The following is a 14,911-nucleotide window of genomic DNA, read 5'->3' as shown; positions in this document are numbered from 1 at the left end:
TTTTTGGCAATTGTGTTCCGAAACTTTCCGCAGCGTAGTTTTGTTGCAGTGACAGTGCCTTCCCGCTGTGCGAAAAAAATAGTGCGCGGCACCAAAACCGATTTTGTTGACTTACAAAATCGGTTTTGTAACACTTTCTTCAACAAAAGCTGCGGCGACCCAAGACTGCGGCATGGTCGGGGCGAAAGGCCCTGGGGAGGAAAGATGTCGCGGATACGCGGTTCCGTCACGATCGACGACGTGGCCCGGCACGTGGGTGTCGCCAAGGGCACCGTGTCGCGTGTTCTGAACAACTACACAGACATTTCGGAAGAGACCCGCAAGCGTATTCTGAAAGCGGTTCAGGATCTCGGCTACCAACCGTCTGCGACAGCGCGGAACCTGAAACGCGGACGTCAGGATACGCTTGGAATCGTCATTCCGGTCGGCCATGGCAGCGGGGCAGACCCGTTCCTTTCGGAATTCATCGACGGCATTGCGCGGGCGCTGGACGAACTGGGTCTGGACCTGTTGGTGACAACGGCGCATTCCCGCAGCCACATGATCGAAACGATGCAGCGCCTGATTGCACGGCGCAAAGTGGATGGTTTCATCGTGACGCGTACCGAGGTCGACGATCCGCGCATTGCCTATCTGAAAGAGCAGAATTTCGCCTTCGTTGCCCACGGCCGCACCCGGGATCCATCCGGCTATGCCTGGTTCGATATCGACAATGAAGCCGCCTTTGCTGACGGCGTGCGTCACCTCTACAGCCTGGGTCATGAGCGCATAGGGTTGATCGGTGGCTCGCTGGACCTGAATTTCGCATTGCAACGCCGCAATGGTTTTCGCCAGGGCCTGGAGTCACTGGGACTTGCACATGACCCAAGTCTGGAGAGTTTGCAGAGTGTCGGCGAAAAGGGCGGTTTTGCCGGTGCACAGGAACTGTTGTCGCAGGACAAGCCACCAACCGCGCTTCTGTGTGTCACGGATGCGCTGGCGATCGGTGCCGTGCAGTTCTGTCGCAAGTTCGGTCTGAGGGTGGGCTCGGACGTCACCGTGATCGGCTATGACGGCCTTCCGGTCGGCGAATATCTCGATCCGCCGCTGACGACCTTCTCGCAAAGCGCGCAGGAGGCCGGTGGCCGCGTCGCGCGCATGCTGATCGATGTACTGGACGGCAAGGATCCGTCGAGTTTGCAGGCGCTTGCAAAGGCTGACCTGATCCGGCGCGCGTCTGACGGTGCGCCAAGCAAGACACCGGAGGCGCTGGCTGATGCGCTCCGGAACCGGCTGAACCAACAGCCAATTTCTGGCAGGAAGGGAGAGTAATATGTTTGGGAGGAGTAAGTTCCTGGCCTCGACCATCGCGGGTGTGCTCGCACTTGGTCTGACGTCGGCTCAGGCGGACACGCTGCGGTTCTGGACAACGGAAGAGCAGCCTGAGCGTCTGGCCAAGCAGGAAGAAATGGCGGCGGCCTTCAAGGACAAGACCGGCATCGAGGTCGAAGTCATTCCGGTGTCTGAATCCGATCTCGGTACGCGCGCAACCGCCGCATTCGCAGCCGGTGATTTGCCGGACGTGATCTATCACACGCTGCAATATGCCCTGCCCTGGGCTGAAGCCGGCATTCTGGACACGGAAGCTGCATCGGAAGTTCTTGAAAATCTCGGCGCTGACACGTTTGCGCCGGGCGCTGTTGCCATGGCAGCCGTGGAAGACGGTATCGCGTCCGTGCCGGTCGATGGCTGGACACAGATGGTCGTCTACCGCAAGGACCTGTTCGACGAAAACGGCCTGGCGGCGCCCGACAGCTACGAAGCCATTCTGGCCGCGGTCGAGAAACTGCACAATCCGCCGGAAATGTTCGCCTTTGTCGCAGCGACCAAGATCGACGAAAACTTCATGAGCCAGGTGCTGGAGCATGTGCTTCTGGCCAATGGCGTGACCCCGGTCGACGACAACGGGTTCAAGGCGCTGGATGAAAAGAAAACCATCGAAGCACTGGAGTTCTACAAGGCCATCGCAGAAGCGTCTCCTCCTGGTGATCTTTACTGGAAACAGTCGCGCGAACTATATTTTGCGGGCAAAGCAGCAATGATCATCTGGTCGCCCTTCATCTTGGACGAACTGGCTGGCCTGCGCGACAGCGCTCCGCCAACCATTACCGACGACCCGACCTCCAAGGAACTTGCTTCCAAGACCGGCATCGTGACGACCCTCAAGGGTCCGTCCAACCCGGATGGGGCAGCCTGGGGTGACATTCGCTATTTCGGCATCACCAATGATGCGGACACGGAAGCGGCGATGCAGTTTGTCGAGTTCTCCGTGGACGATGGTTACATGTCGACCTTGTCGATCGCTCCGGAAGGCAAGTTCCCGGTGCGCCGCGGCAACAAGGACAATGCCACCGCCTTTGTCGATGGCTGGGCCAAGCTGCCGGTGGGCGTCGATCGCAAGGCGCCGCTGACGGATCTCTATGACGCAGACACGATCAACGTGATCGTGTCCGGTCTGGATACTGCCAGCCGCTGGGGCGTGACCGAGGGTCAGCTGTCGCTTGCCTCCAAGATCATCAACAGCCAGGTGATCAACCGGTACGTCCGTGAATATATCGACGGCGAACGCGATGCAGCGGCAACTGTTGCCAAGCTCAACGAAGAACTGGCCAAGGTCCAGTAACGCTGCACCGTCCCGCCTTCTGCAAAAGGCGGGACGGGTCCCATCACCATCAACAAAAACAAGGGTCAGGCGCTGCCTGCAACCAAGGCCGGCCTGTCCACCTCGAATGGATCCTGCGCGATGCGCGGGAGATCGGGGAAGCTTTGTCCCTCATCGCCGGGGGCAGGGCACATCAAGACCTGAACACCACGCACGAACGACAGGGCCGGAACGATGAGCTCGCAAGATCAGGACACCGCTTCTTTAGGCCCGCCAAAGGGCGTCGGTCCCATGCAACGGCGGGAAATGTGGCTGGCCTACATGATGTTGGCGCCGACATTTGCCATCATCCTGATGATTGTCGCCGGGCCGCTCCTGGCCAATTTCTGGATCAGCGTGAAGCCGGTGCAGCTCGCCGATCTTCGCCCGCCCACCGTGCTGGTCAACGAGCGTGTGCGCGGCCGGCCGGAAGCGCCCGGCGACACCGCGACCCTGGAGTATCGCGTGCGCAATTCCTCGCAGGAGGAAGAGATCCGCAACGTGGTCATAACAGACCAGATCCCCGCAGGTTTTGATGCTGTGACTGTTCCGGATGTCTGTAACCTTCAAGGCAACGCGCTGACCTGTACTCTTGGGACGATCGAACCCGGATGGCGCGACCGGCTGCGGCTGGAAGGAACCGTGACGGAGGCTTTTCTTGCCGCTGACCGTCCAGAGCGCGCCAGCACACCTCAGGTGAGCGGTGACGCCAACAATGTCCTGACCAATCTCGATTTCACGTTCGAGAACTTTCAGCGGATCTTCAGCGCCGACGAGTTCTGGTCGGTGCTGCGGGTCACGTTCTACTATACGATCTTTGGCACCGGCGGTGCCCTGGTACTGGGGCTGTTTGCAGCCCAGCTGCTGCACACGGTCTTTCCCGGACGCGGGCTGATGCGCGGCCTGTTCCTGTTCCCCTATGTTTCGCCGGTGATCGCGGTTGCCTTTACCTGGGTGGTTCTGTTCGATCCGTTTTCCGGAACGCTCAACGCGCTTCTGACCAAGATGGGTGTCGTCTCCGACCCGATCAATTTCTTCGGTCAGCGGGCAATCGAGTTCTCGTTCTTCGGCATTCCCATGGAGTTTCCACTGGCGCTGACCACGGTCATCGCCTTCGAGGCCTGGCGCTACTTTCCCCTGTCGTTCCTGTTCATCCTGGCGCGCATGCAGTCGATCAACACCGATATGTATGAAGCTGCCGAGATGGATGGTGCGACACCGCTGCAACAGTTCTGGTATCTGTCGCTGCCGCAATTGATGGGTATCCTGTCGGTGCTGTTCCTGCTCCGCTTCATCTGGACCTTCAACAAGTTCGACGACATCTTCCTGCTGACCGGCGGCAATGCGGGCACGCGCACGCTGACCGTCGATGTCTATGAGCAGGGCTTTGCGCTCTCCAATCTCGGGGCAGGGGCCGCCGTCGCGGTGGTCGTCTTCGTCGTGCTCGTCACTTTCGCCACAATCTTCATCCGCTTCTCGCCGAAGGAGGAAGGCCTATGAGACCGGGCAGTATCCTACTGACAGCCCTGACCGGCCTTGTCTGGGGCGTCACCGCCACTCTCGTGATCGCTGTCACATTGACGCTGATCACCGGGGAAGTCGCCCTGCCGCAGGCAACGGCAGGTGGCCTCGCCGGCCTGCTCGCTGCACTCACCTTTGTCTGGCGCCATTCGTCGGAGACCAAGGGCGGACTGCCGGATTGGGCACTGTCAGCACTTGTGCTCTTTCTGGTTCTGATGGTCGCCAGTTTCGCGGCGCCATTCAGCCTTCCGCTCGGAAAAGCACCGGTGTGGCAGGGCCTGGGCCTGATCGCCTTTGTTGTCTGTGTCACCGGGGCCAACCGGATCACGCTGACGGGCGCCCGGCTCGGTGCCATGTCCCGTTATGAGCGCGAGGTCATCTATATCCGTATCGCGAAAGGCGTCGGATTTGTGGTTTTCACCATCATTGTGGCGCTTCCGTTCTACGTGATGGTCATGACGTCGCTGAAAAGCCAGCAGGCGCTTCTGGCCAATCCGCTCGATCTTTCGATCGATGTCAGCCAGGGCCTGAGCGGTCTGTTCCGCTCCTATGTGGAACTGTTCACCCAGTTCAATTTCGGCCGCTACCTGCTGGTCTCCGCCTTTGTTTCGGTGGCCACCGTTGTACTGACCTTGTTGTTCTCCGTGCCCGGCGCCTATGCGGTGTCGCGGCTGCGGTTTCCGGGGCAGGCCATGCTCGCCCGGTCCGTGCTGCTGATCTACATGGTGCCTGCCATCGTGCTGGTGATCCCGCTCTACGCGGTCTTCTCGCAGCTTGGCTTGCGCAACACGCTGACCGGTCTCCTGATCGTCTATCCGGCGACGACCATTCCCGTGGCGCTCTATATGTTGCAGGGCTATTTCCGCGGTCTGCCGTCCGAGCTTGAAGAAGCCGGTCTGATGGATGGCTTGTCGCGGATCGGCGTGATCTTGAAGATCACGTTGCCGCTGTCCCTGCCTGCTCTGGCATCCGTCTCGCTCTATGTCTTCATGATCGCCTGGAACGAGTTCCTGTTTGCTTTCATGTTCCTGGACGATCCGGACATCTTCACCCTGTCACGCGGTGTCGTTTCGCTGAATTCCTCAGAGGTGCCGCGACAGCATCTGATGGCGGGGGCCGTGATCGCGACGGTTCCGGTGCTCGTGATCTTCCTGTGGTTCGAACGTTTCCTTGTCCAGGGCCTGACGGCCGGCAGCGTCAAGGGTTGAATTTTCAAAAGTGAAGGGCGGCGAAACGCCCAAGGAGTTGACTGTGGCACACACAGATCTGGACCAAACGGCCAAAACCATCCTGATCGAAAACGATCAGGGCGGCTACACCATCCCGACCAAGGGGCTTTATCCCTACCAGTGGAATTGGGATTCCGTCTTTGTCGCTTTGGGATTTGCGGAATTCGACCAGGATCGTGCCTGGCGGGAAATCGAAATGCTGTTTCAGGGGCAGTGGCGCGACGGCATGGTGCCGCACATCCTGTTTCGGAAAGATGATCCGAGCTATTTCCCGGGACCGGGTGTCTGGGGCACGGATGGCGGCCCGATCCCGAGTTCGGGCCACTCCCAGCCGCCGGTTGCGGCTTCCATCATCCTGGATCTGGTCAAGAGCGACCGAACCGGAAAGGGACTTGAGCGGGCTGCAACGCTGTTGCCTCAACTGATGGCCTGGCACCGCTGGTACCTGAACTACCGCGATCCGAAGGGCAAAGGCGTCATGGCGGTGATTCATCCCTGGGAGTCCGGCCGCGACAACCTGCCAGACTGGGACGAGGCTTTGCGCGCCGTCGAGGTGAAGGACATTGCACCCTATGAGCGCAAGGACACGTCCCATGTCGATCCGGCAATGCGCCCGCACAAGGAAGACTACGATCGCTACCTGAGCATCGTAGCGGCCTGCCGGAAAGTCGGCTGGGACCCGGCGAAGGTGGCCGAGACGTGTCCTTTCTTTGTGGCCGATCCCGGTATCACCTTCATTTTCCTGAGGGCAAATCGTGATCTTCTTGATCTTGCCGAGCGGCTCGGCAAGACCGAGGAGGCAGCGGAAATCCGCGGCTGGATTGGCCTGATGGAGGCCGGCGCCGAAACGCTCTGGAATGCGGAGCTCAAGGCGCATGTCGCCGTTGATCAGCGGTCCGGGCAGATGACCGACGGCATTTCCAGTGCCTCGTTCCTGGCGCCCTATGCCGGTCTGCGGGACGCTGACACGCTTGGGGCCTTGCAAGACCATTTCGACCGGATCGCGTCGAAGGTTCGCTACATGATGCCCTCCTATGATCCCGACCACCGGTGTTTTGAACATCTGCGCTACTGGCGCGGGCCGGTCTGGGCAATGATCAACTACATGATCGCGCGCGGCTTTGCCGAAGCCGGCGACACGGCGCGGGCCGACAGGTTGCGCCAGGATACGGCAGCGCTCATCCAGACGAGCGGCTTTGCCGAATATTTCAGCCCGGAAACGGGAGCAGGTGCCGGTGGCGGCTCCTTTTCCTGGACGGCGGCGATCTGGCTCACCTGGGCCTCACCCTCACATGCGCAACAGGCAGCTTAAGAGTAGGAGAGCGGAAAATGGGAGCGATCCAGCTCAACAAGGTCGAAAAATGGTTCGGCAGTCTCCAGGTGATCAAGGGCATCGATCTGGACATTCAGGACGGTGAGTTCGTGATTTTTGTCGGACCGTCAGGATGCGGCAAGTCCACCTTGCTGCGCCTGATCTCAGGTCTGGAGGAAACCAGCCGGGGAACGATCGACATTGACGGCAAGGACGTCACGGCTTTGCCTCCCTCCGGGCGCGGGCTGTCGATGGTGTTCCAGTCCTACGCGCTTTATCCGCATATGTCCGTGCGTGAAAATGTCGGTTTCGGTCTGAAAACGGCCGGTGTGCCCAAGGCGGAGATCGATCGAAAGGTCAATGACGCGGCGGACGTCCTGAAGCTTGGCGATTACCTGGACCGGCGGCCGAAGGCGCTCTCGGGCGGTCAGCGTCAGCGGGTTGCCATCGGCCGCGCGATTGTGCGCGAACCGAGCGCCTTCCTGTTCGATGAACCGCTGTCAAACCTCGATGCCGCCCTGCGTGTCGAGATGCGTTTCGAAGTCGCGCGTCTGCACAAGAGCCTCGGCACGACCATGATCTACGTCACGCACGATCAGGTCGAGGCGATGACGCTGGCCGACAAGATCGTGGTGCTGCAAAGCGGCAAGATCGAGCAGGTCGGCTCACCGCGCGAGCTCTATGAACGGCCGGACAATCTGTTTGTCGCCCAGTTCATCGGCTCTCCGAAAATGAACGTGCTGCCGTGCTCGGTGGAAGGCGATCAGTTTTCCCTGCAGGGCCACGGCGGTGGTCACTATCCGCATGCCGGCTCCGCGCAATTGCCCGTCAAACTCGGCATTCGCCCGGAGCATATGCACATCGTTGGATCCGGCGAGGGACATTGTGTGGGCACGGTCGAAGTAGCCGAATATCTGGGGGCGGACACGTTCCTTTATGTCGCGCTGGACGGCCTGGACACCGTTCTGGTGCGCATCAGCGGCTCGGAAACCGTGGAAGAGGGGGCGCGCATCGGCCTCAGGTTTGACGAGAGCCGCATGCATTTCTTTGACGCGAGTGGACAGTCAGTGCGTTAGATTTAACTAGGCGCCAATACAACTTAAGGTTCCAAGTTCAGCCTAAGGTATAATTGTGGTCGTTCCCTAGGAATTTGGAAGGGGCTCTATTCCTCTGTTCATGGATAGTCTTAAGCTTGCTTCTGGCGGTTAAATCAAAATTTACGTAGGGTCACTTAAGGTTGCCCGGATTTGGCAAGATCTGTGTCCTTGTCTGGGTCAGTCGCGCTGGGCGGGAGCGCGAAATGCCGCGTTAACCTCGCGCTGGTTTTCAGGAACCTCCCGGGAGAACAGGACAGATCGGGTTCGCCATAAAACGTTGGAGGGGCCGATGAATTCAACCCGGAAAGAGACACCAACCACGACCTCGGGCCGATCAATCGGCATCGGCACCAAGATCATGGGCATTGTTGGAACCTGTCTTGCCGGACTTGTTCTTGTCGCCGTTCTGGGCCTCTGGCAACTCAATCAGATTGGTTTGTTGATTGAAGGAGTGGCGGAGCGGGACATTCCCCTGACCAACGCGGTCAGTCAGATCACGATCCATCAGCTGGAACAATCGATCAGCCTGGAGCGCGCTTTCCGCGCGGGCGTCATGATGGAAGAGCATGACGGCGCGCGGGCCGAGTTCACGCAGGCTCGCGATACGTTCTTGACCTACGCCAAAAAGGTAGACCAAGAGATCGTCGAGGCTCAGGAGCTTGCGCGGTTTGCCGAAGAGACAGCCAATTCGGACAAGGCAAGAACGGAGTTTCAAAAAGTCCACCGGGCTTTCGACACGATTGCAAAAGAACACAAGGCCTATGATGAACACGTCTATGAAGCCTTCAAGTTCATAGAGGTGGGCGCACTGACCGAGGCATTGGCCATGCTCCCGGGCATCGAGAAAGAAGAGAAAGCTCTCAACCACGAGCTTGAAGCCCTTGTCCTGGAACTTGAAGCCTTCACGCTCCACGCAGCGCAGGCCGCGCTTGAAACGGAACGCTTTGCACTGAGAAGCATTCTCGCACTGGCAATTGTCACTTTCGTCGCTGCGATCGGCCTTGCGATGTTCTTCATTCGCAAGGCTATCACACGACCTTTAAGTGACGTCGTTGCCGGTATTCAGGCCCTGACATCCGGTGACTACACAGTGGAGGTCAAAATCCGCTCACGGGATGAAATCGGATCGGTCGCGGAGGCCTATCAAACCTTCCAGGAAACCATGATCCGCGCCAGGGAGCTTGAACAGGACCAGAACAATAAGCGCCTGATGGAGCAGGAACGCCAGCAACGCATGTCGGACGCCTCGGCACGGTTTGCGGCGAATATCGGCATTATCGTGGAGACGGTGTCGTCGGCTTCGGCAGAACTTCAGACAACTGCCCAGTCGATGTCGAGCATCGCTGAGGAAACCAGCGGTCAGGCGACATCTGTGGCAGCAGCCACCGAAGAAGCATCGACCAATGTGGCAACCGTATCGTCGGCCACCGAAGAACTCTCAAGTTCGGTCGGTGAAATCAGCATGCGTATTTCGCAAGCATCCGAAATCTCCAGACAGGCTGTCGAAGAGGTGTCCCGGACCGAAGGACAGATGAATCAGCTTGCGCAAACGGCAGAAAAAATCGGTGAAGTGATTTCGCTGATTTCGGACATTGCCGAACAGACAAATCTGCTTGCACTGAACGCAACCATTGAATCCGCGCGGGCTGGAGAGGCCGGTAAGGGATTTGCGGTTGTGGCAAGCGAGGTCAAGGCGCTTGCGACCGAGACGGCGAAAGCGACAGACAGCATATCGGAACTGATCAAGGATATTCAGGACCAGACGCAAACATCTGTATCATCCATTGGCGAGATCGGTACGATCATTGCCCGGATAAACGAAACATCGGCCGATATCGCAGCCTCCATGGAACAACAGGATGCTGCCACACGCGAAATCGCAGGGAATGTCTCTGAAGCCTCCAGAGGAACACAGGCCGTGTCGGAGAGCATATCCGGTGTCACTCAGGCCTCTCAAGAAACCGGCGCGGCAGCAAGCCAGGTAACGATGGCGGCCCGCGAACTGACCGACCAGTCCTCCAAGCTTAAACTTGAAGTGGACGGCTTCCTGGCAGAAGTGAAGGCTGCGTAACTACCTTGCCTGGTCCAACAGCACCTTTGACCAGATGCGTTGAGGAAACCGGGTTCAGTTCTTGCAGAGGATCAGCACTGTGTAGCGTGCGGCTTCTTCGTCGATCTGGGTCGGGCTCTTGAGGCTTGTGATCGTGTTGTAGGACGGGCCGAGGCCGAGGCTTTCCATGAAGGTCGCCATCAGCCGGCCCCGGATCGCAAAGTTGATGTTCTCAGGCAAATCGCCGGCAACCCGAAGTGTCTTGAACTTGTCGAGCCGGGAAACAACGGTGCCGATCAACGCGCCGGTGCGGTCGAGAACAGGGCCTCCCGAATTGCCGGGCTGGACAGGGGCGGACACCATGAAATGGCGGATGTCGCCTTGCACGCCGGCAAGCGACGACACGATGCCATGTGTGAAATTCAGGTTGTTGTCGAGCAGCTGCGCGAAGGGATAGCCGAGGACGAAGATTTCCTCGCCGCGCAGGATCGGCTGTTTCGCCCGGAATTTGACAACGTGGTCAGCGTGTTTCCTGTCGAGCTGGATGATGGCCAGGTCGTTGACGAGATCGGCCTGGACCAGAGTGGCTGTACCGTATCCGGGAACGTCGAGATAGCTGCATTCGCTGACGACATGCGCATTGGTCCCGATATGCCCCTCTTTGGTCAGGACGTAACCCGAACCGGAAGAAGAGCCGGCGGGTTTCTTGTAGACCTGGCCAGGCGGGTCGGTTTGCTCCTGTGGTCCGTTTGCCCGCGGCAGGGACCTCAGCTCCGGTGCGGATGTCATGGCATCTAGTTTTCCGGCCTCCGGACCGCCGTCGTAGTAACGCAGGCTGTTGGACATGGCGACGGCCACACGTTTCATGAAGACGGCGTGTTTCTTGTCCCAGAACAAGGAAAACCCCCGACTGTCTTCCGGCGTTTTCATGATCCTGACGAAGAAATCGCGGCCGTCCTGCTGGCCGGAGACGACAAAATAATCGTTGCGAAACAGGCGTGTTTTGAGAGAGCGGCCGTTTGTTGAAGATGTCAGGCGCTGATAGAGCTCCTTGTAGGACGTGTCGCCTTTTGCAATGCGCAGTGTTTCAAGTTCGATGCTGTGGTCATAAGCCTGCCAGCGGTGTCCGCGTTCCGATTTTGAACTGGCTTCAAACAGCTTGGAAGGAATGCCGAAGGTTATGCCGGTTAGGGCTTCGTTTCGTGTTTCAAACCCGACCCGTTTGACCAGATCCAGTCCGTCTCTTTGAAGGGTCAGGGTTTGCGCGGCGTCCAGCACGCCGTCGGAGCCGAACTCCCGATGTTTTTGAAAGTTCTTCAGGGCCTTGTAAGTCTGTGGGCCGAATGCGCCGTCGACGATCGTTTCGTAGTCGCCGGTGAAGACAAGCAGGAACTGTGTCCGAATGCGTTCCTGGTAGGTCAATTCGTTGAACCAGGCCTTCGAGCGATCGTAGTCGGCGAGGCTCGCGCCTGCCGAAACAAGAAGGACAAGGACTGCAAATACCACCGAACGCATCACCAGCTCCCGCACCCTAGAGCATGAAAATCTACCTCTTGATTGCGCTCCACAGTTTAACAAAAGCGGGCATGAGGGAACAGCATGGTTCGGGTCAGCGGGGGATATCTCGCGATAAGATTCCAGGCCCTTGATAAGGTTGGAAAAGTTTCGTCGCGCAAACCGGGTTACCGTGGAATGACATCCACCTTGTGGCCTGTCGTCTGGCCGCCGGCCGTGCGCAAGACACCCTTCACGGGCGCGACGTCGCCATAGTCGCGGCCACGGGCAACAACGATGTGATCCTGCCCGACGCGCAAGGCATTGGTCGGGTCATATTCGATCCAGCCGACCTCGATACCGCACCAGGCCCTTACCCAGGCATGCATGGCATCGGCCCCTTCCAGCCGCGGCTGGCCTTTGGGCGGGATCGTGCGCAGAAACCCGCTGACATATCCGGCAGGTACGCCGATGCTCCTCAGGCAGGCAATCATGATATGCGAAAAATCCTGGCAGACACCCTGGCGTCTTTCGAATGCCTCAATGGCCGGCGTGTCGACGGTTGTCGCGTCGGGGTCGAAGGTCAGGTCCTCGTGCAGCGCCCGGCCGATCGTCTCGACAGCCGAGATGGCGCTCATGTCGGATGTAATATGTTCCTCGGCATAGACTGCAAAAGCGGGATCGGATGGCAATCTCGGTGAGGCAGAGAGGAAATGCACGGGTTCGTTCGGGCCAAGGGACTGTATTGCGGACACTTCCCTGGCAAGAGACCGCAGGGGAGGGGAAATGTCGAACTCTTCGGGCGTCGCTGTTCGGTCGACCCGCGCCTTGAGCGTGAAAACCAGTTCGTTGTGGGCTTTGCGGAAGCTGACATCAGTCACTGCGTTGGTGAAAAAATCGACGCGGTCGTGGCGCTCCGATGGACCCGGTTTCACATGTACCTGTCCTGCCAGAAGCTTTTGCTCACCCGGGATTGTCGCCGGCATCAGGCGCAGGGCATGGATCCCGGAATTGGCCGGACTGGCATAAGTGTAGTTGATCTCCAGATTCAGATCGTAAAGCACAGGTGCCTCATTGGCGGTGTTTGGAGCAGATAACCTGCTCCGGTTCGATTTTGTTTTCAGCGGATATAGGCATCGGTCAGTTCAACCGAGAGATAGGCAATCTGATCCCGCAGCTCACCCAGTTTTTCCGGCGTCAGAGTTTCGGGTGTCGAGATGGCCAGACTGGTGTGAACCTGCAGAACGGAACGGGCGAGGTCCGACAGGTGCCCCTGATCCGTCGCGCCGGGCAGGACCTCGATGTGATCCTTCATGTCGCTCAGCTGATAGAGCACGGAGCGGGGGTTCTTCGCGTCCATTGCCAACAGGTCCAGTACAGTGGACTGACTGAGGGAAACGGCGTAACGGCGGCTCATGGACATGGCGCTGTCGCCGACCTCCAGCAGCAGTTCAAGAGCGCCTTCAGGCGCGTCTGCGGTCGTGAATTCGGTCAGCAGATCGGCCATTCGGTGAGCGCGTTCCAGGGCGCGGCCTATGCTCAGGAAACGCCAGCCGGTAAAGCGATACATGTTTTCATGCACCAGGCCGGAGAAGCCGGTGATCTTGCGCAGCAGCAGCCCCATCGCGCGGGTGACGTCGGCACTCTCGCGCATGGTGCGCCGCGCGCCATTGGCGGTCTGGGCGAGATCATTCAGTGCCAGCCAGCCATCAACCGAAAAGCGGTCGCGCACCTTGCCGGCGCTTCCCACCGCTGCCTGCAGCATGTCGCAAAGCCCGGCCGGGACCGGATGATCGGGGGCGACGCCGATCTTGTCTAGAAATTCCGCTGTCTGGGCAACAAGCGGTGCGTCCGGATCGGCGGTTTCCAGGAGACGTGCGTGATATGCACGCAGTAACCGGACTGCGCCTTCCGCGCGTTCCACATAGCGGCCGAGCCAGAAGAGGTTGTCGGCGGCACGGGAGGGCAAGGTGCCGCTCTGCGCCTTGAAGAACGGCGACTCGATCTGGTGCAGCAGGGTTTCCTTGACGGGTTTTTTGCCGCCAACGATCCAGACATCCGCGGCTGAACCGCCCGCCTGCATCGCGATAGCGCTGGCATCTTCCGTGCGGCCGATGCGGGCAAAACCACCGGACATGACTTCCCACCCCCTGGCGGTGCGCGCCAGAAACACCCGTAGTGACATGGGGCGCGGCACCAGACGTTCGTCCTGGTACGCCGGCGTCGTAGACAGCGTCACGGCTTCCTGGGCGACCAGGTCGCCCGCCTTGCTGTCGATCCAGCTATCAAGTACCCCCTGGTTCAACCGATGAAAATCCTTGCCGATGAAATCGGTCTGGGCCGAGGCAAACGGCAGGGCCGTGCTGAGCGCCGGACTGAACATCATGGTTTCGGCGTGGTCCTTGACGTAGCTTCGCGTTGCTGCCTCGCCGCACCACCATGTGGCAACATTGGGCAGTTTCAGCTGTTCTCCAATGAGGTGTTCGCTGATCCTCGGCAGGAAGGCGAGCAGGGCCCGGGTCTCCAGAATGCCGGTGCCGAGTGCGTTGATCATGGTGACGGCACCCTGGCGCACCGCCTGCACCAGCCCGGGTGTGCCGATCTGGGAGGTCTCGTTCATTTCAACCGGGTCGATCCAGGCACTGTCGAGACGGCGCCACAACACGCTGACGGGCCTGAGCCCGGCAACGGTCCTGACCATCAATCTCCCGTTTTCGACCGTCAGGTCTTCGCCTTCCAGCAGCATGAAGCCGAGATAGCGGGCAATATAGGCATGTTCGAAATAAGTGTCGTTCAACGGTCCGGGCGTCAGGATCGAGACCCTGCTGTCCGGTTCGCCGCGCAAGTCGACCAGTTGATCGCGGAAGCGGCGGAAAAAGCTGGCCAGGCGATGCACATTGGCCTTGGCGAAGAATTCATTGAAGACGCGGCCCGTTGCCACCCGGTTTTCCAAAGCGAACCCGGCACCGGACGGTGCCTGGGCACGGTCTGACAGCACCCACCAGGTGCCGTCCGGCCCCCGGCCGATCTCGAATGCCAGAAAATGCAGGAAATGACCGGATTTCGGTGTGACACCAACCAGGGGACGCTGCCATTCGGGGCTCCGGGCGATCAGGCTGGCCGGAAGGAAGCCGTCGGCAACAAGCCGGTTCTGCCCATAGAGATCGGCCACCACGTGCTCAAGCAGTTCCGCCCGCTGGATGAGGCCTTCCGAAATGACCTGCCAGTCGTCCTGGCTGATGATCACCGGGATATGGCTGAGCGGCCACTCGCGTTCATTGGCGCCGTCCTGACCATATTGGCGAAAGTAGACGCCGGCATCGTTCAGATACTGGTTGCCGCGGGCAAAGCGCTCCAGAATGTCTTCAGCTGACAGGGAGGACAGGTGGTCCAGGAAGGGTCGCCAGACCCGGCGCACTCGGCCTTCGGGATCAAGGAGTTCGTCCGAGACATCCGGAAAAGGACGATAGGCCTTTAACAGGCTGTAGGCATGTGCCCCTTTTTCTGCGTTTTCGTCCAGACTCATGC

10 protein-coding genes are annotated in these 14,911 nt (G+C 59.4%); 7 read left to right on the top strand and 3 right to left on the bottom strand.

Features of this window, described 5'->3' with window-relative positions; all coding sequences use genetic code 11:
- The first annotated feature begins 204 nt into the window (after nucleotides 1–204).
- From ACO6TG_RS10290 to ACO6TG_RS10260, 7 genes are all read left to right on the top strand, one after another.
- On the top strand, nucleotides 205–1,311 hold the full coding sequence (locus tag ACO6TG_RS10290) for a LacI family DNA-binding transcriptional regulator (RefSeq protein WP_422378090.1): 1,107 nt from the start codon (nucleotides 205–207) through the stop codon (nucleotides 1,309–1,311).
- Nucleotide 1,312: 1 nt separating this feature from the next.
- Nucleotides 1,313–2,662, top strand: coding sequence for an ABC transporter substrate-binding protein (locus tag ACO6TG_RS10285; protein ID WP_422378089.1), 1,350 nt, complete (start codon nucleotides 1,313–1,315; stop codon nucleotides 2,660–2,662).
- A 270-nt stretch (nucleotides 2,663–2,932) separates the two neighbouring features.
- A complete protein-coding gene (locus ACO6TG_RS10280; protein ID WP_422378088.1) occupies nucleotides 2,933–4,180 on the top strand; it encodes an ABC transporter permease subunit in 1,248 nt (415 codons plus the stop codon).
- Nucleotides 4,177–5,409, top strand: a complete 1,233-nt coding sequence (locus tag ACO6TG_RS10275; protein ID WP_422378087.1) for a carbohydrate ABC transporter permease — start codon at nucleotides 4,177–4,179, stop codon at nucleotides 5,407–5,409. Before ACO6TG_RS10280 ends, ACO6TG_RS10275 begins: the two co-directional genes overlap by 4 nt.
- Nucleotides 5,410–5,452: 43 nt before the next feature.
- Nucleotides 5,453–6,742 carry an MGH1-like glycoside hydrolase domain-containing protein gene (locus ACO6TG_RS10270; RefSeq protein WP_422378086.1) on the top strand — a complete coding sequence of 430 codons (1,290 nt, stop codon included), beginning with the start codon at nucleotides 5,453–5,455 and terminating at the stop codon, nucleotides 6,740–6,742.
- Between the two features lie 17 nt (nucleotides 6,743–6,759).
- Nucleotides 6,760–7,818, top strand: coding sequence for an ABC transporter ATP-binding protein (locus tag ACO6TG_RS10265; protein WP_422378085.1), 1,059 nt, complete (start codon nucleotides 6,760–6,762; stop codon nucleotides 7,816–7,818).
- A gap of 310 nt (nucleotides 7,819–8,128) precedes the next feature.
- Nucleotides 8,129–9,910: a methyl-accepting chemotaxis protein gene (locus ACO6TG_RS10260; RefSeq protein ID WP_422378084.1), complete on the top strand. Its 1,782-nt coding sequence runs from the start codon at nucleotides 8,129–8,131 to the stop codon at nucleotides 9,908–9,910.
- Nucleotides 9,911–9,964: 54 nt separating this feature from the next.
- Here ACO6TG_RS10260 and ACO6TG_RS10255 read toward each other — a convergent pair whose 3' ends face one another.
- The 3 genes from ACO6TG_RS10255 to ACO6TG_RS10245 all read right to left on the bottom strand — a co-directional run bounded on the left by ACO6TG_RS10255 (nucleotide 9,965) and on the right by ACO6TG_RS10245 (nucleotide 14,909).
- A complete protein-coding gene (locus ACO6TG_RS10255) occupies nucleotides 9,965–11,404 on the bottom strand; it encodes a trypsin-like peptidase domain-containing protein (RefSeq protein ID WP_422378083.1) in 1,440 nt (479 codons plus the stop codon).
- Nucleotides 11,405–11,571: 167 nt separating this feature from the next.
- Nucleotides 11,572–12,447, bottom strand: coding sequence for a transglutaminase family protein (locus tag ACO6TG_RS10250; protein ID WP_422378082.1), 876 nt, complete (start codon nucleotides 12,445–12,447; stop codon nucleotides 11,572–11,574).
- A 56-nt stretch (nucleotides 12,448–12,503) separates the two neighbouring features.
- Nucleotides 12,504–14,909, bottom strand: a complete 2,406-nt coding sequence (locus tag ACO6TG_RS10245; protein WP_422378081.1) for a circularly permuted type 2 ATP-grasp protein — start codon at nucleotides 14,907–14,909, stop codon at nucleotides 12,504–12,506.
- Nucleotides 14,910–14,911 lie beyond the last annotated feature (2 nt).

Source organism: Roseibium sp. (genome assembly GCF_965233565.1).
GTDB lineage: Bacteria > Pseudomonadota > Alphaproteobacteria > Rhizobiales > Stappiaceae > Roseibium.
The sequence above is the reverse complement of the archived record's forward strand: the minus strand, read 5'-3'. Positions and strand labels throughout refer to the sequence as shown.

Coding starts and splice junctions, on each gene's coding strand:
- ACO6TG_RS10290 (WP_422378090.1), top strand. CDS start 205: ATGTCGCGGATACGCGGTTCCGTCACGATCGACGACGTGGCCCGGCAC.
- ACO6TG_RS10285 (WP_422378089.1), top strand. CDS start 1,313: ATGTTTGGGAGGAGTAAGTTCCTGGCCTCGACCATCGCGGGTGTGCTC.
- ACO6TG_RS10280 (WP_422378088.1), top strand. CDS start 2,933: ATGCAACGGCGGGAAATGTGGCTGGCCTACATGATGTTGGCGCCGACA.
- ACO6TG_RS10275 (WP_422378087.1), top strand. CDS start 4,177: ATGAGACCGGGCAGTATCCTACTGACAGCCCTGACCGGCCTTGTCTGG.
- ACO6TG_RS10265 (WP_422378085.1), top strand. CDS start 6,760: ATGGGAGCGATCCAGCTCAACAAGGTCGAAAAATGGTTCGGCAGTCTC.
- ACO6TG_RS10260 (WP_422378084.1), top strand. CDS start 8,129: ATGAATTCAACCCGGAAAGAGACACCAACCACGACCTCGGGCCGATCA.
- ACO6TG_RS10255 (WP_422378083.1), bottom strand. CDS start 11,404: ATGCGTTCGGTGGTATTTGCAGTCCTTGTCCTTCTTGTTTCGGCAGGC.
- ACO6TG_RS10245 (WP_422378081.1), bottom strand. CDS start 14,909: ATGAGTCTGGACGAAAACGCAGAAAAAGGGGCACATGCCTACAGCCTG.